This is a genomic window from Salmonella sp. A29-2 (assembly GCF_020150755.1).
Taxonomy (GTDB): Bacteria; Pseudomonadota; Gammaproteobacteria; order Enterobacterales; family Enterobacteriaceae; genus Salmonella; species Salmonella enterica.
The window spans coordinates 3,490,315-3,507,762 of record NZ_CP083731.1 but is presented as its reverse complement, the minus strand read 5'-3'; the positions used below and the strand labels follow the sequence as shown (position 1 = coordinate 3,507,762).

General features: G+C 50.5%; 15 protein-coding genes. 11 read left to right on the top strand and 4 right to left on the bottom strand.

Annotated elements, in window-relative coordinates:
• Positions 1-3 precede the first annotated feature (3 nt).
• Positions 4-1,890, top strand: coding sequence for a propionate--CoA ligase (prpE, locus tag K8W53_RS17140; RefSeq protein ID WP_023224700.1), 1,887 nt, complete (start codon positions 4-6; stop codon positions 1,888-1,890).
• A gap of 103 nt (positions 1,891-1,993) precedes the next feature.
• Here prpE and hemB read toward each other — a convergent pair whose 3' ends face one another.
• Positions 1,994-2,968 (bottom strand): porphobilinogen synthase, encoded by a 975-nt coding sequence (hemB, locus tag K8W53_RS17135; RefSeq protein WP_023224699.1) that lies wholly within the window; start codon positions 2,966-2,968, stop codon positions 1,994-1,996.
• A gap of 512 nt (positions 2,969-3,480) precedes the next feature.
• On the opposite strand from hemB, the gene K8W53_RS17130 reads away from it, so the two are divergent.
• Positions 3,481-6,303 carry an autotransporter outer membrane beta-barrel domain-containing protein gene (locus K8W53_RS17130; RefSeq protein ID WP_023224698.1) on the top strand — a complete coding sequence of 941 codons (2,823 nt, stop codon included), beginning with the start codon at positions 3,481-3,483 and terminating at the stop codon, positions 6,301-6,303.
• Positions 6,304-6,388: 85 nt separating this feature from the next.
• Positions 6,389-7,012, top strand: coding sequence for a hydrogen peroxide resistance inhibitor IprA (gene iprA / locus K8W53_RS17125; RefSeq protein ID WP_000950242.1), 624 nt, complete (start codon positions 6,389-6,391; stop codon positions 7,010-7,012).
• 44 nt (positions 7,013-7,056) lie between these two features.
• Here iprA and ampH read toward each other — a convergent pair whose 3' ends face one another.
• Positions 7,057-8,214, bottom strand: coding sequence for a D-alanyl-D-alanine-carboxypeptidase/endopeptidase AmpH (ampH, locus tag K8W53_RS17120; protein ID WP_000830783.1), 1,158 nt, complete (start codon positions 8,212-8,214; stop codon positions 7,057-7,059).
• A 346-nt stretch (positions 8,215-8,560) separates the two neighbouring features.
• Here ampH and sbmA point away from each other — a divergent pair, with 346 nt between their 5' ends.
• Both sbmA and yaiW read left to right on the top strand, forming a co-directional pair.
• Positions 8,561-9,781 carry a peptide antibiotic transporter SbmA gene (gene sbmA / locus K8W53_RS17115; protein ID WP_000477024.1) on the top strand — a complete coding sequence of 407 codons (1,221 nt, stop codon included), beginning with the start codon at positions 8,561-8,563 and terminating at the stop codon, positions 9,779-9,781.
• 14 nt (positions 9,782-9,795) lie between these two features.
• The gene (gene yaiW, locus K8W53_RS17110; RefSeq protein ID WP_001271418.1) at positions 9,796-10,890 is read left to right on the top strand and encodes a surface-exposed outer membrane lipoprotein YaiW; all 1,095 of its coding nucleotides are present in this window, start codon (positions 9,796-9,798) and stop codon (positions 10,888-10,890) included.
• A gap of 37 nt (positions 10,891-10,927) precedes the next feature.
• Here yaiW and K8W53_RS17105 read toward each other — a convergent pair whose 3' ends face one another.
• Positions 10,928-11,236 carry a YaiY family protein gene (locus K8W53_RS17105; RefSeq protein WP_000763139.1) on the bottom strand — a complete coding sequence of 103 codons (309 nt, stop codon included), beginning with the start codon at positions 11,234-11,236 and terminating at the stop codon, positions 10,928-10,930.
• Positions 11,237-11,503: 267 nt separating this feature from the next.
• Here K8W53_RS17105 and K8W53_RS17100 point away from each other — a divergent pair, with 267 nt between their 5' ends.
• On the top strand, positions 11,504-11,719 hold the full coding sequence (locus K8W53_RS17100) for a DUF2754 family protein (protein ID WP_023224697.1): 216 nt from the start codon (positions 11,504-11,506) through the stop codon (positions 11,717-11,719).
• Between the two features lie 25 nt (positions 11,720-11,744).
• Here K8W53_RS17100 and ddlA read toward each other — a convergent pair whose 3' ends face one another.
• Positions 11,745-12,839, bottom strand: coding sequence for a D-alanine--D-alanine ligase (ddlA, locus tag K8W53_RS17095; RefSeq protein WP_023224696.1), 1,095 nt, complete (start codon positions 12,837-12,839; stop codon positions 11,745-11,747).
• 77 nt (positions 12,840-12,916) lie between these two features.
• Between ddlA and K8W53_RS17090 the strand changes: the two genes are divergently transcribed.
• The 5 genes from K8W53_RS17090 to adrA all read left to right on the top strand — a co-directional run bounded on the left by K8W53_RS17090 (position 12,917) and on the right by adrA (position 17,444).
• Complete coding sequence (locus tag K8W53_RS17090) at positions 12,917-13,630, top strand: extensin family protein (protein ID WP_000480788.1); 714 nt, start codon at positions 12,917-12,919, stop codon at positions 13,628-13,630.
• Positions 13,631-13,798: 168 nt separating this feature from the next.
• Positions 13,799-15,010, top strand: a complete 1,212-nt coding sequence (locus tag K8W53_RS17085) for a multidrug efflux MFS transporter (protein ID WP_023224694.1) — start codon at positions 13,799-13,801, stop codon at positions 15,008-15,010.
• 296 nt (positions 15,011-15,306) lie between these two features.
• Positions 15,307-15,567, top strand: coding sequence for an anti-adapter protein IraP (gene iraP, locus K8W53_RS17080; RefSeq protein ID WP_001518423.1), 261 nt, complete (start codon positions 15,307-15,309; stop codon positions 15,565-15,567).
• A 352-nt stretch (positions 15,568-15,919) separates the two neighbouring features.
• The gene (gene psiF, locus K8W53_RS17075; protein ID WP_017441686.1) at positions 15,920-16,240 is read left to right on the top strand and encodes a phosphate starvation-inducible protein PsiF; all 321 of its coding nucleotides are present in this window, start codon (positions 15,920-15,922) and stop codon (positions 16,238-16,240) included.
• 91 nt (positions 16,241-16,331) lie between these two features.
• Positions 16,332-17,444 (top strand): diguanylate cyclase AdrA, encoded by a 1,113-nt coding sequence (adrA, locus tag K8W53_RS17070; RefSeq protein ID WP_058654830.1) that lies wholly within the window; start codon positions 16,332-16,334, stop codon positions 17,442-17,444.
• Positions 17,445-17,448: the final 4 nt, after the last annotated feature.

Sequence of the window (17,448 nt, the reverse complement as noted above, 5' to 3'; positions counted from 1 at the left end):
GTGATGTCTTTTAGCGAATTTTATCAGCGTTCCATTAACGAACCGGAGGCGTTCTGGGCCGAGCAGGCCCGACGTATCGACTGGCGACAGCCGTTTACGCAGACGCTGGATCATAGCCGTCCACCGTTTGCCCGCTGGTTTTGCGGCGGCACCACTAACTTATGTCATAACGCCGTTGACCGCTGGCTGGATAAACAGCCGGAGGCGCTGGCGCTGATTGCCGTCTCATCAGAGACCGATGAAGAGCGTACATTTACCTTCAGCCAGTTGCATGATGAAGTCAACGCTGTGGCCGCTATGCTGCTGTCGCTGGGCGTGCAGCGTGGCGATCGCGTATTGGTCTATATGCCGATGATTGCCGAAGCGCAGATAACCCTGCTGGCCTGCGCGCGCATTGGCGCGATCCATTCGGTGGTCTTTGGCGGTTTTGCCTCGCACAGCGTGGCGGCGCGCATTGATGATGCCAGACCGGCGCTGATTGTGTCGGCGGATGCCGGAGCGCGGGGCGGTAAAATCCTGCCGTATAAAAAGCTGCTTGATGACGCTATTGCGCAGGCGCAGCATCAGCCGAAACACGTTCTGCTGGTGGACAGAGGGCTGGCGAAAATGGCGTGGGTGGATGGGCGCGATCTGGATTTTGCCACGTTGCGCCAGCAGCATCTCGGCGCGAGAGTGCCGGTGGCGTGGCTGGAATCCAATGAAACCTCATGCATTCTTTACACCTCCGGCACTACCGGCAAACCGAAAGGCGTCCAGCGCGACGTCGGCGGTTATGCGGTGGCGCTGGCAACCTCGATGGACACCATTTTTGGCGGCAAGGCGGGCGGCGTATTCTTTTGCGCATCGGATATCGGCTGGGTCGTCGGCCACTCCTATATCGTTTACGCGCCGCTGCTGGCAGGCATGGCGACTATTGTTTACGAAGGACTGCCGACGTACCCGGACTGCGGGGTCTGGTGGAAAATTGTCGAGAAATACCAGGTTAACCGGATGTTTTCCGCCCCGACCGCGATTCGCGTGCTGAAAAAATTCCCGACGGCGCAAATCCGCAATCACGATCTCTCCTCGCTGGAGGCGCTTTATCTGGCCGGTGAGCCGCTGGACGAGCCGACGGCCAGTTGGGTGACGGAGACGCTGGGTGTGCCGGTTATCGACAATTATTGGCAGACGGAGTCCGGCTGGCCGATCATGGCGCTGGCGCGTGCGCTGGATGACAGGCCGCCGCGTCTGGGAAGTCCCGGCGTGCCGATGTACGGTTATAACGTCCAGCTACTCAATGAAGTCACCGGCGAACCTTGCGGCATAAATGAAAAGGGGATGCTGGTGATCGAGGGGCCGCTGCCGCCGGGCTGTATTCAGACTATTTGGGGCGACGATGCGCGTTTTGTGAAGACTTACTGGTCGCTGTTTAACCGTCAGGTTTATGCCACCTTCGACTGGGGGATCCGCGACGCCGAGGGGTATTACTTTATTCTGGGCCGTACCGATGATGTGATTAATATTGCGGGTCATCGGCTGGGAACGCGAGAAATAGAAGAAAGTATCTCCAGCTACCCGAACGTAGCGGAAGTGGCGGTAGTGGGGATAAAAGACGCTCTGAAAGGGCAGGTAGCGGTGGCGTTTGTCATTCCGAAGCAGAGCGATACGCTGGCGGATCGCGAGGCGGCGCGCGATGAGGAAAACGCGATTATGGCGCTGGTGGACAACCAGATCGGTCACTTTGGTCGTCCGGCGCATGTCTGGTTTGTCTCGCAGCTCCCCAAAACGCGTTCCGGAAAGATGCTTCGCCGCACGATCCAGGCGATCTGCGAAGGCCGCGATCCGGGCGATCTGACAACCATTGACGATCCCGCGTCGTTGCAGCAAATTCGCCAGGCGATCGAGGAATAGCCGTAAGCCGGATAAGCCGCGTCCGGCAACGGGTTAGCGTTTGCGACTGAATAGTGGGGTGTAAAGTCGGGAAAGGGCGGCAGCGCGCCGCCCTGTAACAGAATTAACGCAGAATATTTTTCTCAGCCAGATCCAGCGCGAAGTAACTGAAAATCAAATCGGCGCCGGCGCGTTTAATCGAGCCCAGACTTTCCAGCACGACCTTTTCTTCATCGATGGCGCCAGCCATAGCAGCAAATTTAATCATGGCATATTCACCGCTCACCTGGTAAGCGCCAAGCGGCAACTCTGTGCGTTCGCGGATTTCACGCAGCACGTCCAGATACGCGCCGGCCGGTTTCACCATTAAGCAATCCGCGCCCTGGGCTTCGTCGAGCAGTGATTCGCGAATCGCTTCACGGCGGTTCATCGGATTCATTTGATACGTCTTGCGGTCGCCTTTTAACGCGGTACCCGCTGCTTCACGGAAGGGGCCGTAGAAAGAAGAGGCGAACTTGGTGGAGTAGGACATTATTGCCGTATCGGTAAAACCGGCGGCATCCAGCGCCTGGCGGATAGCCTGGACTTGTCCATCCATTGCCGCGGAGGGCGCAATAAAATCTGCTCCAGCCGCCGCCGCGATAACGGCCTGCTTGCCGAGGTTGGCCAGCGTCGCATCGTTATCCACACCGTGTTCGCACAACACGCCGCAGTGGCCGTGCGAGGTGTATTCGCAGAAGCAGGTGTCGGACATGACGATCATCTCCGGCACGGTTTGCTTACAGATGCGGGACATTCTTGCCACCAGGCCGTCTTCTCTCCAGGTATCGCTGCCGGTGTCATCAGTATGGTGGGAAATGCCGAAGGTCATAACGGAACGAATGCCAGCATTTGCGATACGTTCAATCTCTCGCGCCAGCTGCTTTTCCGGGATACGCATTACGCCGGGCATGGCATCAATAGCTTTGTAATCGTCGAGTTCTTCTTCAACAAAGATCGGCAACACCAGGTCGTTCAGGCTAAGTGTTGTCTCTTCAAACATAGCGCGCAGCGCAGCGGATTTGCGCAGGCGGCGAGGGCGATGGATAAGGTCTGTCATGGTCTGCCTGATGTTTGTGGAATCGAAGGCCCAGTATACCTGAATCTGCAGGCAGATGTTTTACGAAAACGGTCCTTAACGTAGCAGGCGCAGCCCCGGCGGCGGCAGAACATGGCGCTTCTTTTATATACCGAAGATTAATACCTCAGGCACTATATCATTTTAAATAAGAATTAGTTTTACGTTGTTTTTAGTTTTATTTCATCGTCATTTAAGTAAATGTGGGTTTTAACATTATTCATGTTTATTTTGTTTTTCTTTAATCCATATTTATCTTATATGTGTTTTGTTTTTTTATTTTCTTGTAAGGCCATGAAAAAGAATGCTTTTCAATTATAAATTTTCCTTTTATTACGTCCTTTTAATTCATGTCCGAATCCGGACTGAGGATAAAGAATAATTGAACCTTTTAGCAATGACGCCGCATAATCCTTCTTGCTAAACATCTCTATGTTTTTATGCATTGATAATTGATGGATCAACTATATTACGTCCCTGAGGAGGGATGACAAATGCACTCCTGGAAAAAGAAACTTTTAGTCTCACAATTAGCATTGGCTTGCACTCTGGCAATCACTTCTCAGGCGAATGCTCAAGATATTTCTGGCACAACCTACAACACGTTTGGTTACGACAGTGTAACTAACCATGATGGTTGGTTGTATGATGGCTATGTAAACTGGAATAACACTTCTGCTGATTCTACCAACATCTGGAATGCCGATATTTATCCAGTAATCAATAAAAGTACTGTGAATGGCGTTATTTCTGCATACTATCTGGACGATGGTTTTGATGGTACAGCGAACTCAATGTCCATTTCTAACAGCACAATCAATGGCATGGTTACTACTCTGTGCATGACTGATGAATGTGATGATGGTGTCGATGAAGATGGTACGAATCATTCTCAATACGATCGTTTTAGCCTGACCGTTGATAATTCAACTATCAACGATACCTATGAACATTATTATTATGATGTTGTTGATGGCGATACCACCACGACTAAAGTTGTTGATACTTACGATATTGGTAATGCTATCACTGTTGATGAAGAGTCAGACATCGTCATTCAGAATAACTCTCATGTTGCAGGTATCACTTTCTTACAGGGCTATCAGACGCTTGATAATACCCCGTATGATAATGTTGAAGGTATAGCGAATAGCGATAATATCTTCACTAACACACTGGTTGTTAAAGACTCTGTCCTGACTTCTGGTGCCTATAGCGATCTGGGAACTGATGGTTTCTACGGTCAGGGCGAGAAGCCAAGCGACTACAATGGCACTGCAGATTACTGGTTTAGCTACAATGATGATGATCCCCTTGATGATGCCGCGTTAATTGTTAGCGATAATACTAACGCAGACAACTCAATGCAGACTACCGCTACGTTTGATCATTCCACTATCACTGGTGACATTCTCTTTAGTAGCACCTTCGACAACAACTTCTATGAGAATGGTGATCCTGCAACGGATACTACGGATGATGGTGTCTATAATCCAACAACGAATGGTTGGGATGATACTGACTCTTTAACCGTGACGCTGACCAATGGCTCGAAATGGGTTGGCGCGGCTCAATCTGAAGTTGAGGCAATCGGCACTGGTAAGATGTACGGTTGGGGATATACCGATGCTGATTGGCGTGCTTTAGTACCAAACAGCATTTGGCCGTCTTCAACTTACTATTCTGATGATGAGCATCTTGCTGGCGCAGAGGTTTATCAGAGCGGTATCTTTAATATTGCGCTGGATAACGGCTCTGAATGGGATACTCGCAAGCTTTCCAATATTGACGACCTGACAGTGAATAATGTCTCTCAGGTAAATGTTGAAAACTCTGGTTTAATCGCCGACAGCATTACGCTGGGTAATTCTTCTTCTCTGAACATTGGTGACACCGGTGGTGTGGCGACAAATAGTCTGTATCTGGATAGCTACAGTACCGCTTCTCTGACAGAAGAGACCGCTTCTCTGTATGCTAATACCATTACTGTTGATAATGGTGCCCAGCTGAACCTGGGTCTGGGTCAGGTTGATACCCATAATGTGATTTTGACTGATGGTGGCGTACTGAATGTCGCCAGCCGTGATTATGTGTTGAACTCTGATCTGAACAACGCACGTTATATTACCAACGACGTTTACGATGCTAATTATGACTACGGTGTGGTTGCATTGAACTCTGATGGTCATCTGGCGGTTAATGGGGACGTTGCAGGTAACTATAAAGTCCGCATTGATAACGCTACTGGTGCAGGTTCTGTTGCTGATTACAAAGATAAAGAAATTGTCCGTGTTTATGACGATAACGCTGACACTACTGCTAGTTTTACTGCAGCTAACAAAGCTGACCTCGGCGCTTACACCTATCAGGCGCAGCAGCAGGATAACTCCGTTGTTCTGCAGCAGATGGAACTGACCGACTACGCTAACATGGCGCTGAGCATTCCTTCTGCGAACACCAATATCTGGAACCTGGAACAAGACACCGTTGGTACTCGTCTGACCAACGCTCGTCATGGCCTGGCGGATAACGGCGGCGCATGGGTAAGCTACTTCGGCGGTAACTTCAACGGCGACAACGGTACCATTAACTACGATCAGGATGTTAATGGCATCATGGTCGGTGTTGATACCAAAGTTGACGGTAACAACGCTAAGTGGATCGTTGGTGCGGCAGCAGGCTTCGCGAAAGGCGATCTGAGCGATCGTACCGGTCAGGTGGATCAGGACAGCCAGTCTGCCTACATCTACTCTTCCGCTCGTTTCGCAAACAACATCTTTGTTGATGGTAACTTGAGCTACTCTCACTTCAACAACGATTTGTCTGCTAACATGAGCGACGGTACTTACGTTGACGGCAACACCTCTTCTGACGCCTGGGGCTTCGGCTTGAAACTGGGTTATGATCTGAAGCTGGGTGATGCAGGCTACGTAACGCCTTACGGCAGCGTATCCGGTCTGTTCCAGTCTGGCGACGACTACCAGCTGAGCAACGACATGAAAGTTGACGGTCAGTCTTACGACAGCATGCGTTATGAACTCGGTGTAGATGCAGGTTATACCTTCACTTACAGCGAAGATCAGGCGTTGACCCCGTACTTCAAACTGGCTTACGTTTACGACGACTCCAACAACGATGCTGACGTAAACGGCGACTCTATCGACAACGGCGTAGAAGGTTCTGCGGTACGTGTTGGTCTGGGTACTCAGTTCAGCTTCACGAAGAACTTCAGCGCCTACACCGATGCTAACTACCTCGGCGGCGGTGATGTTGATCAAGACTGGTCTGCAAACGTTGGTGTTAAATATACCTGGTAATCATTTTCTCTCAGGAGAAATAAAGGTAATTTAAACTGAAAAATGCCCGTCAAGGACTTGACGGGCATTATTGCAAGGAATGCATATGTTATCTTTAAGCAAGCCACTACAGGAATTCTACAGACTCGATAAATGCCTTTCTAAGCATGGTACGCGTTTCGAGTTTGTTAATGATAAAGAGATTATCTGTTCACCTGATGAAAGTAATACCCATACCTTTGTTATTTTAGAGGGGGTTGTTTCGTTAGTTCGCGGTGATAAAGTTCTTATTGGTATTGTGCAGGCCCCCTTTATTTTCGGCTTAGCCGATGGTGTGGCGAAAAAAGAGGCACAATATAAATTAATTGCGGAGAGCGGTTGCATCGGTTATCGCCTCTCATCATCACAAACTCTTGCCATCATTGAGCAGAACCAACTGTGGCGTGAAGCCTTCTGTTGGATAGTATGGAAAAGTCAGGTACTGGAACTTCGTGACAAGCAGCTCATTGGTAATAATTCCTACGACCAAATTCGTGCGACATTAATGACAATGATTGAGTGGGATGAAGAACTTCGCTCACGTATTGGTGTTATGAATTATATTCATCAACGAACGCGCGTATCGCGATCGGTGGTGGCGGAAGTTCTCGCGGCCCTGCGTAAGGGTAATTACATTGAAATGAATAAAGGCAAACTGATCAGTATTAACCGTTTGCCCTCCGAATATTAACAAGAATGTTGCGCCTCGTCTGATATAGCGCGAGGCGCGACGACTCAGGATGCAGGAATAGCAATCGGTTTATTGCCGCTTAGCTCAGTAACCAAATCGTTAATCCCGTCGCTCATATTGGTAAAACGCGTGAGGGGGGAACGGGTTACGACCACAAAAGCGCCAATATTATATTGCGGGATCATCGCCATATAGGTAATAAAACCGCCGCCGCCTCCTGTTTTCTGGATAATGCCAGGACGTCCGTCTTTTGGCGCCATATAGACCCAGCCCAGACCGAGCGCGTCGGCTTTACCCGGTACGTCCATCCCGATGATTTTCTTTAACTGTGTGCGCTGATAAATCAACGTTTGCATACGATCGGCCTGTTGGCTACGGTGATAGAAATCTGACGACAGATACTGTTGCATCCAGCGCATCATATCTCCTGGCGTAGAATAGACCCCGCCGCTGCCAATGGCTGCCAGCGTATTATTACAGGGGCTTGCGCCTTTTTCTGCCACCATCAGACGCTTACACTGATCGGGAGAAGGGGTAAACGTGGTGTCTTTCATTCCCAGCGGGCGGGTAATCTTTTCTTCAAACAGTTGCGTATAAGGTTTGCCGGAGGCGGTCGCCAGCGCGTCGGCTAACAGGTCGAACGCCAGATTGGAATAGGCCGCCTGCGAGCCTGGCGCGACTTTTAACGTTGCTGTGGAGAGCCAGCTCCAGCGTTGTTCGCGGGTTGGCCAGACAAATACCGGACGATGCGCCGCGCCGCCTGGCTGTTCTCGCGGAAGCGCGCTGGTGTGGGTTGCTAAGTTGACCAACGTAATCGGCGTGCCTTGATACGTCGGGACATGCGCGCCGGGAGGCGCATATTTGCTGAGAGGATCGTTTAATTTTACCGTTCCCTGATCGAGCAATTTTACCAACATTTCACTGGTCATGAGCTTGGTGAGAGAAGCGATACGAATGACCGAATCAAGCTGTGGACGAACATTATTGCCCGGTCTGGTGTCACCGAAACTACGAAACACGCGTTGATTGCCGTCGATCACCACCAGCGCCATGCCCGTGGCGCCGCTACCATAAAAGATATGCTCGGCATAACGATCAACGATATCAGAGGCAAAAACCGGATCGGCAATCGGCTGAGCCGCCTGGACAGAAGTAAGTGATGCCGCAAACAGCATGGCAGTAAAAAGCAGACTACGTTTCAACGGTGATGTCCATAAGTGAAATAACGGTGGTTATGCGTATTTATACTACCCGGCGGCACATTGCAAAACGTTAAAGAGAAAAAAGTGGGTGAAAAAACGTAACGGCGGGTTTTCGTGATGGAGAATGTTTACTTTTGTGATAGAGCGCTTGTGATAACCTGATAGCGTCAGCATGCCTGCTTAGGATGAAACTCGTCGAAACAATTCTGTTGAGCAGAAGTGCGAACTAAGCGTCACAACGTAGGTCACAATGCCTGGTTTAACCCTTTCATTTGCGTGGGCATGGCGTGATATTGCCGTCATCACAGCAGCCGTAATAAAGAGAAGAAGTTAGCAGGAGAGCATGATGTTTAAATCTTTTTTCCCAAAGCCAGGGCCGTTTTTCATGTCGGCGTTTGTTTGGGCGCTGATCGCCGTCATTTTCTGGCAGGCAGGAGGAGGAGATTGGGTGGCGCGACTTGTAGGGGCATCCGATGAAGTGCCTATCAGCGCAGCGCGCTTCTGGTCGCTGGACTATCTGATTTTTTATGCTTATTACCTGATTTGCGTGGGATTATTTGCAACGTTCTGGTTCATCTATAGCCCGCACCGCTGGCAGTACTGGTCGATACTTGGCACCTCGCTCATTATTTTTGTCACCTGGTTTTTGGTGGAGGTTGGCGTTGCGGTTAACGCCTGGTACGCGCCGTTCTATGATTTGATTCAAACGGCGCTCAGCTCGCCGCACAAGGTCACTCTTGGTCAATTTTATCATGAAGTGGGGGTGTTTCTCGGTATTGCGCTTATCGCCGTGGTGATCGGCGTGCTGAACAACTTCTTTGTCAGCCACTATGTATTTCGCTGGCGTACCGCAATGAATGAGCACTATATGGCACACTGGCAGTACCTGCGCCATATCGAAGGGGCCGCCCAGCGTGTGCAGGAGGACACCATGCGTTTTGCCTCTACACTGGAGAATATGGGCGTGAGTTTTATCAATGCCATCATGACGCTCATCGCCTTTCTGCCGGTGTTAGTCACCCTGTCAGCGCATGTGCCGAATTTACCCATCGTAGGGCATATCCCTTACGGCCTGGTCATTGCCGCCATAGTCTGGTCATTAATGGGGACGGGCCTGCTGGCGGTCGTCGGGATCAAATTGCCGGGGCTGGAATTTAAAAATCAGCGAGTGGAAGCAGCTTATCGTAAGGAGCTGGTCTACGGTGAAGATGACGCCAGCCGCGCCACGCCGCCCACCGTCCGTGAACTGTTTAGCGCGGTGCGCCATAACTACTTCCGTCTCTACTTTCACTATATGTATTTCAACATCGCGCGCATTCTCTATTTGCAGGTCGATAACGTTTTCGGTTTGTTCCTGCTGTTTCCTTCCATTGTTGCCGGTACGATTACGCTGGGGCTGATGACGCAAATCACCAACGTGTTTGGCCAGGTGCGCGGTTCGTTCCAGTATTTGATTAACTCCTGGACGACTCTGGTGGAGCTGATGTCTATTTATAAACGTTTGCGTAGCTTTGAACGCCAGTTGGATGGTCAGCCAGTTCAGGAAGTGACTCACTCTTTTAGCTAACAGAAGGAAACGTTATGTCGGCGGCGTCCCGTCTTTATCCTCTGCCTTTTCTGGCGGTCGCCATATTGGCTGGCTGTAGTAGTCAATCCGGGCAGCCGGTGAGCAAAGGCGAGAAGCCTGTCGACGTGGCAAGCGTAGTACGTCAGAAAATGCCGGCCAGTGTCAAAGACAGAGAGGCCTGGGCGAAAGATATCGCGACAACGTTTAAGAGCCAGGGGCTGGCGCCGACGGTAGAAAATATCTGTTCGGTGCTGGCTGTCGCCCAGCAGGAGTCCGGTTATCAGGCGGATCCTGTCGTGCCGGGGCTAAGTAAAATCGCCTGGCAGGAGATTGATCGCCGCGCTGAACGACTACACATTCCGCTGTTTCTTGTGCACACCGCGCTGAAAATTAACTCCCCCAACGGCAAGAGCTATAGCGAACGCCTGGACACGGTAAAAACCGAAAAACAGCTTAGCGCTATTTTTGATGATTTTATCAATATGGTTCCTATGGGGCAGACGCTATTTGGCTCATATAACCCGGTGCATACGGGCGGCCCGATGCAGGTCAGCATTGCCTTTGCCGAACAGCACGCGAAAGGTTATCCGTGGAAGATGGCGGGTACGGTACGTCAGGAGGTCTTTACGCGCCGTGGCGGATTGTGGTTTGGAACCTACCATTTGCTGAATTACCCGGCGAACTACAGCGCGCCTGTTTTCCGCTTCGCCGACTTCAACGCGGGATGGTACGCCAGCCGTAACGCTGCGTTCCAGAATGCCGTCAGTAAAGCCAGTGGGGTAAAACTGGCGCTGGATGGCGATCTGATTCGTTATAACAGCAAGGAACCGGGCAAAACAGAGTTAGCGGTGCGCAAACTGGCAGGGCAGTTGGGAATGAGTGAGCGTGAAATTCGCAGCCAACTGGAGAAAGGCGATAGCCTGGCGTTTGAAAAAACGGCGCTCTACAAGAAAGTCTATAAACTGGCCGAGGCCAAAACGGGTAAGACGCTTGCGCGGGAAATGTTGCCCGGTATTCAACTGGAAAGTCCGAAGATCACGCGTAAGCTGACGACCGCCTGGTTTGCTAAACGAGTTGATGAGCGGCGGGCGCGGTGTATGGGGCGATAAATTTCGCGCTGGGATATTTTCTCCAGCGCGCTAAGGTTTATTGGTGACGGTGACGCCAGCGTAAAAACGCGGCGATAACGGCGAAAATGAGGCAGCCTGTGAGGAAGGGCACCAGGCCAAAAATCGTCCCGACGCCCAGCCCAATCTCTACCCGCGGTCGACCTGTATCCTGTACCTGCATCAGATGCTCATAGATGCCCGGCGCATGAACCAGCAGGTTTAAGAGTTGTGCTCCGGCCCAGAAGCAAAACAGTACAAATATGGCGTAAGCAATATTTCCGGGCGTAGAGGAGGTTTCTCGATGCTTCCCGCTGAACAGCGATTTTGAGAGAGTGAAATCAGCCATAAAGACCTCCAGGATGATCGGCTACGATCTGGCGTTATGCCATCGGCTTACTGTGAAGTCTGACAGGTCATTGTGTTTGTCAATATCAGAATCATGGTAATTTCACATACGGAATGTATCCATCGCGTAAATTTTTGTTAGTTGTCACAAAACGATCACTTTTATCAAAATCAATTAACATTTAAGAAATTCCGTATCCCCCACAGACTCGCTCGCCAGAAGTATGCAAAAATACGTTTTTGTTGCTGTTAATACGTCGGAGTCGTTATGCGTTTGCCTGTAAAAATTCGTCGTGACTGGCACTACTATGCCTTCTCTATTGGCCTTATCTTTATTTTGAATGGCGTCGTAGGATTGCTGGGTTTTGAGGCGAAAGGATGGCAAACCTATGGCGTTGGGCTGGTAACGTGGATTATTAGCTTCTGGCTGGCGGGGTTCATCATTCGCCGACGCAAAGATGATGAGGTAAAAGACGCCCGATAAACGTTGCGCTATCGGGCGTGCGCTATTACATCGTGGTTTTTAAGGCGTTATTCGCCGTATGGCGTTCCAGCGCCAGCTCAATCAGGCGACTAATCAAATCGGTATAGCCCAATCCGCTCGCCTGCCAGAGTTTTGGATACATACTGATATTGGTAAAACCTGGCAGCGTATTAATCTCGTTAATCACGACCTCATTGTCTGCCGTTAAGAAGACATCGACACGCGCCATACCCGCGCACCCCAGCGTCTGATAAGCCTGGATCGCGATCGCGCGGATCTTGTCATTCACCCCGGAAGGGATCTGCGCAGGCACGACAACTTGTGCGCCGTTATCATCAATATACTTAGTATCGTAGGCGTAAAATTCGCTATTCAGTACGATTTCGCCGCAGGTACTGGCCTGTGGGTTATCGTTACCTAATACGGCGCATTCGATCTCGCGCCCTTTGATCCCTTGCTCCACCACCACTTTATGATCGAATTCGAAAGCCAGCGCGACCGCCTGCTGATATTGCGCTTCGTTAGCGACTTTACTGACGCCGACCGAAGAGCCCTGATTGGCGGGCTTAACGAACAGCGGCAGTCCCAGACGGGATTCAACCTCGGCAAAACTAAACGCGTGACGATTCGTTCGGGTGAGTGTAATAAACGGGGCGATATTCAGTCCTGCATCGCGTAGCAGTCGTTTGGCGACGTCTTTATCCATGCAGGCTGCGGAGCTCAGCACGTCTGAACCGACAAACGGTATGTTTGCGACGCGCAGCATCCCCTGCAATGAGCCGTCTTCGCCCAGCGTACCGTGGACGATAGGAAAAATAACATCTACCGTCGGTAGCGGCTGCCCGTTCTGAGCGTTAATCAATTGGTGTTGGTGTTTGCCAGGCACCTGGGCCAGACTGATTGCCGAAGGACGTAGCGCGATATGTGCCGGATCGTCTGCATTCTGCAAATAATTTTCCGCATCGTTAACATGCCATTGTCCTGCCTTATCTATCCCTAACAGCACCACGTCGAAGCGGGTTTTATCGATCGCATCAACGATATTTTTCGCTGATTGCAAAGACACTTCATGTTCCGCCGACTTACCGCCAAATACTATTCCTACCCGCAATTTCGCCATCTTAAAAACCCATTCCATCGAATGCAAAGCGTATACATTACCACGACAAAACGCGGGTTTCGCGGGCTTCTGCCATAATGTTTATGGGATGTGAGAACGGAGGCCGCGTGAGAGGTAAGGGTTTTCTGATTATTGTGCTGTTGGGCGGCATTGGCGGACTGGGATATCGTTATCTTCCCTCTTATTATAATCCTTTTGCTCCGCTACAACTTGCCGATCCGCCAGGCTGGATCACGACCTTCAAACTACAGCGCCTTACGCTGTCGCAGTGCCGGGAGCTTTTGACGGCGGCCAATCAACAGGGATTAATTTCATCACAACCTGTTGCGGATAGCACTGGTGAATGTCCCTTGTCCCATGTTGTGCGCGTCAGAGATTTTGGCCAGGTCAAACTGAGCAGCAGTTTTTTAGCCTCCTGCCCGTTGGCGCTGCGCTCCGCGCTGTTTGTCGAACAGCAGGCAAAACCTTTAACAGAAACGTGGATGAAGCGCCGCCTGACCCGCATCGAACATCTGGGCAGCTATGCCTGCCGTAATATTTATCACCGCCCGGATGCGCGTCGCAGTGAACATGCCAGCGCAGAAGCGCTGGATGTCAGCGGGTTTCAGCTATCAGATGGCCGAAAAATCACTGTTCTGCGCGGCTGGGGGCGTCAGGAGACGGGGCCCTGGTTACGCGCTATGTTAAACGCCAGTTGCCATTATTATGGCAATGGGCTCGGGCCTGACTATAACGCTGCTCATGCTAACCATTTTCATCTTGGAATGCGGGGCTACGGCGTGTGTCGTTAAAGCATAAACGTCTGCCTTGCGCGGCTATATAATGTGACATGTTTCACAAAAATGATGAACGGGGAGACAAAATAGCAAAGTGTGACGTATCGCACCTCTGGAACCACCAGGAAAAAGAGAACTTGCTAAGCTAACGCGTATTTTCAGCTACTTACCGTTACGAGTCTTATGGAATCCTGGAAAGTTAATCTAATTTCCGTTTGGTTTGGATGTTTTTTTACCGGGCTGGCAATCAGCCAAATCCTGCCATTCTTACCCCTTTATATTTCCCAGCTTGGCGTCTCTTCCCATGAAGCGTTATCAATGTGGTCCGGGTTAACGTTTAGCATCACGTTTCTTATTTCCGCCATTGTGTCGCCGATGTGGGGCAGTCTCGCCGATCGTAAAGGGCGTAAACTGATGCTATTGCGCGCGTCGCTCGGGATGGCGATAGCTATTCTACTGCAGGCATTTGCGACCCATGTCTGGCAACTTTTCCTGTTGCGCGGAATCATGGGGTTAACGTCAGGCTATATCCCCAATGCCATGGCGCTGGTAGCCTCTCAGGTACCACGCGAACGTAGCGGCTGGGCGCTCAGTACGCTTTCTACCGCGCAGATCAGCGGCGTTATCGGCGGGCCGTTAATGGGCGGCTTTGTCGCGGATCATATCGGGCTGCGGGCGGTATTTCTGATTACCGCCATGCTGTTGGTGGTGAGCTTTCTGGTCACGCTATTTTTAATTAAAGAAGGTGTGCGTCCGGTCATCAGGAAAAGCGAACGCCTGAGCGGTAAAGCCGTTTTTGCGTCGTTACCTTATCCTGCGCTGGTGATCAGTTTGTTTTTTACCACGATGGTCATTCAACTCTGTAATGGTTCCATCAGTCCAATCCTGGCGCTGTTTATCAAATCAATGATGCCGGACAGTAATAACATCGCCTTTCTTAGCGGGTTAATCGCCTCGGTGCCCGGTATCTCCGCGCTTATCTCCGCGCCTCGCCTGGGAAAACTTGGCGACAGAATCGGCACGGAAAGAATTCTGATGGCCACGCTTATCTGCGCAGTGCTGCTTTTCTTCGCGATGTCCTGGGTCACCACGCCGTTCCAGTTGGGGCTGTTGCGTTTCTTGTTAGGCTTTGCCGATGGCGCGATGTTACCCGCCGTACAAACGTTATTGGTGAAATACTCCAGTGACCAAATTACCGGACGTATTTTTGGCTACAACCAGTCATTTATGTACCTGGGCAACGTGGTTGGGCCGTTGATGGGCGCGACGGTATCGGCGATGGCCGGTTTCCGCTGGGTTTTTATCGCTACGGCGGCGATCGTGTTGATCAATATCGGGCAACTGACCCTGGCGTTACGTCGTCGGCGTAACGCGCAAAAAGCGAAAGTCCAATAGCGGTGCATCGTAACGGCGCTTCTGCCGTTACGATATGGTTTAAATTAAAAGATATATTCTTTATCCGTGAAGTTTTTCTATAGATGGCATAACCTTAAATTATGATATAGCGTGATTATTGTTTTTTGATGGTTTATTATCGTCTCGTTTTCGGTCTGAGAAACGTTTCGCTGCGGCGACAGTGATAATTATTTGTGTAAAGTTCTTCCTGTATCATAAAAATAGTACTTTCAGCCTCTAGGCAGTGGTTCTTCATAGTGATAACGTCACCCTGGAACTAATAAGGAAATATGGTCATGAAAAATCTCATAGCAGAGTTGTTGCTTAAGCTAGCCCAAAAAGAAGAAGAGTCGAAAGAACTGGTTGCTCAGGTAGAAGCGTTAGAGATTATCGTCACAGCAATGTTACGTAACATGGCGCAAAACGAGCAGGAGATGTTGATACGTCAGGTAGAGGGGGCACTTGAAGGCGTAAAGCCGGATGCCAGCGTTCCTGATCACGATACGGAATTGCTGCGCCAATATGTAAAAAAGTTGCTGAGACACCCCCGGCACTAATCGTATTTTAAAACAATACAGTTGTTATAACGTTACTTTTATGAAATACCATAGCCGCTTCGTTTTTATTTTCTTCTGGTTAATACAGAGCAAAATAAAAACGAAGCGGCTATGGTAATAACAGTGTAACGTTATGCGCTGTTCTTCTGCATCCTGCCAGTGTGACTGTGGATAATCGAATTGCACATTAGCCTACGGTTTGTCAATCAATAAAACATCTATTGCTAACGGTAAGTAATACTTTTACAGCCGGGTGGTATTTTTGCCAGTAACAGCCAGACTTATATAAAGTCCCTGGGATATTTCCCAAAGGGACAACGTGTAATGCGTACACTGACAAAAGGATGGTGCTATGAAAATAACATTACTGGTGACTTTACTTTTTGGCCTGGTCTTTTTAACGACCGTTGGTGCAACCGAAAAACCGTTAACGCCGCAACAGCAGCGCATGACGACCTGTAATCAGCAGGCGACAGCGCAAGCGTTGAAAGGCGATGCGCGTAAAACCTACCTTAGCGACTGCCTGAAAAACAGTCAGTCAGCCCCTGGCGAGAAAAGCCTGACGCCGCAACAGCAGAAAATGCGTGAATGCAATGTTCAGGCGACGGAACAATCCCTGAAAGGCGATGACCGTAGCAAGTTTATGAGCGCCTGCCTGAAAAAAGCGGCGTAGTGCTATCGGGTGAGCCCTGAAAAACACTCACCCGAAATTTCATACTTCCTCCATGCGCTCTGTTTCTATAATTTGGGAAAATTGTTTCTAAATGTTCCCAAAAATAATGAATGATGAAAATTTTTACCGAAAAGCGGTTGAGCAGGCGGTAGCGCCGCCTGACCCTTCTGATGATCGTCAGCGCTCCGGATTGCGCTTCGCCCGGCGCATCAGGCTACCGCGCTCGGTGGGGTTAGGGGGGATGTTTTTACCGGTGGCCGCCGTGTTAGTGTCGCAACCTGTCTTTGGCGGCTGGTGGCTATTGCTGGTCGGCTGGTCTTTTGTCTGGCCGCATCTGGCGTGGCAGTGGGCGGCGAAAGCCCTTGATCCGCTACGCCAGGAAATTTACAACCTGAAAGTGGATGCGATCCTCTCCGGCATGTGGATCGCGTTGATGGGCGTCAATATGTTGCCTGCCGCCGCGCTGTTTATGATGATGAGCATGAATCTGATGGGGGCTGGCGGGCGGCGGCTATTCACTGTCGGAATGGGCCTTTTGCTGGCGTCATGTCTGGTGACGTTGCAGCTTACCGGGCTACCCGTCGCGATGCGAAGCTCGTCGCTGGAAGTCACGCTCTCTTTGCCCGTCATTATGTTGTATCCGCTTCTGTTCGCCTGGGTAAGTTATCAAACGGCCATTAAATTAGCGGAACATAAGCGACGCTTGCAGGCGATGAGCTCGCGGGATGGCATGACCGGCGTCTATAACCGACGCCACTGGGAAATTTTATTACGTAATGAATTCGATCACAGCCGACGCCACCATCGGGAGGCGACATTGTTGATTATCGACATCGATCATTTTAAGAGCATTAACGACACCTGGGGGCATGATGTTGGGGATGAGGCTATTATCGCCCTGACGCGTCAATTACAGATAACGCTACGCGGGAGTGATATTATCGGGCGCTTTGGCGGCGACGAATTTGCGGTGATTATGTGCGGAACGCCGGCAGACAGCGCGATTACCGCCATGTCGCGAGTGCATGAACGGCTAAATACCTTACGCTTGCCGGGCGCGCCGCAGGTCATGTTACGTATCAGCGTGGGCGTGGCGCCGTTAACGCCACAAATCGGTCATTATCGGGAATGGTTAAAGTCTGCGGATATGGCGCTTTACAAAGCAAAGAATGCCGGACGTAACCGCACCGAAGTGGCGGCATGACGTC

What these genes read in the sequence shown, in the direction of transcription:
- hemB (WP_023224699.1), bottom strand. Translation starts at nt 2,968, where the DNA reads ATGACAGACCTTATCCATCGCCCTCGCCGCCTGCGCAAATCCGCTGCG.
- K8W53_RS17090 (WP_000480788.1), top strand. Translation starts at nt 12,917, where the DNA reads ATGTTTATGGGATGTGAGAACGGAGGCCGCGTGAGAGGTAAGGGTTTT.
- ddlA (WP_023224696.1), bottom strand. Translation starts at nt 12,839, where the DNA reads ATGGCGAAATTGCGGGTAGGAATAGTATTTGGCGGTAAGTCGGCGGAA.
- K8W53_RS17100 (WP_023224697.1), top strand. Translation starts at nt 11,504, where the DNA reads ATGCGTTTGCCTGTAAAAATTCGTCGTGACTGGCACTACTATGCCTTC.
- K8W53_RS17105 (WP_000763139.1), bottom strand. Translation starts at nt 11,236, where the DNA reads ATGGCTGATTTCACTCTCTCAAAATCGCTGTTCAGCGGGAAGCATCGA.
- sbmA (WP_000477024.1), top strand. Translation starts at nt 8,561, where the DNA reads ATGTTTAAATCTTTTTTCCCAAAGCCAGGGCCGTTTTTCATGTCGGCG.
- prpE (WP_023224700.1), top strand. Translation starts at nt 4, where the DNA reads ATGTCTTTTAGCGAATTTTATCAGCGTTCCATTAACGAACCGGAGGCG.
- K8W53_RS17130 (WP_023224698.1), top strand. Translation starts at nt 3,481, where the DNA reads ATGCACTCCTGGAAAAAGAAACTTTTAGTCTCACAATTAGCATTGGCT.
- psiF (WP_017441686.1), top strand. Translation starts at nt 15,920, where the DNA reads ATGAAAATAACATTACTGGTGACTTTACTTTTTGGCCTGGTCTTTTTA.
- iraP (WP_001518423.1), top strand. Translation starts at nt 15,307, where the DNA reads ATGAAAAATCTCATAGCAGAGTTGTTGCTTAAGCTAGCCCAAAAAGAA.
- yaiW (WP_001271418.1), top strand. Translation starts at nt 9,796, where the DNA reads ATGTCGGCGGCGTCCCGTCTTTATCCTCTGCCTTTTCTGGCGGTCGCC.
- K8W53_RS17085 (WP_023224694.1), top strand. Translation starts at nt 13,799, where the DNA reads ATGGAATCCTGGAAAGTTAATCTAATTTCCGTTTGGTTTGGATGTTTT.
- iprA (WP_000950242.1), top strand. Translation starts at nt 6,389, where the DNA reads ATGTTATCTTTAAGCAAGCCACTACAGGAATTCTACAGACTCGATAAA.
- adrA (WP_058654830.1), top strand. Translation starts at nt 16,332, where the DNA reads ATGTTCCCAAAAATAATGAATGATGAAAATTTTTACCGAAAAGCGGTT.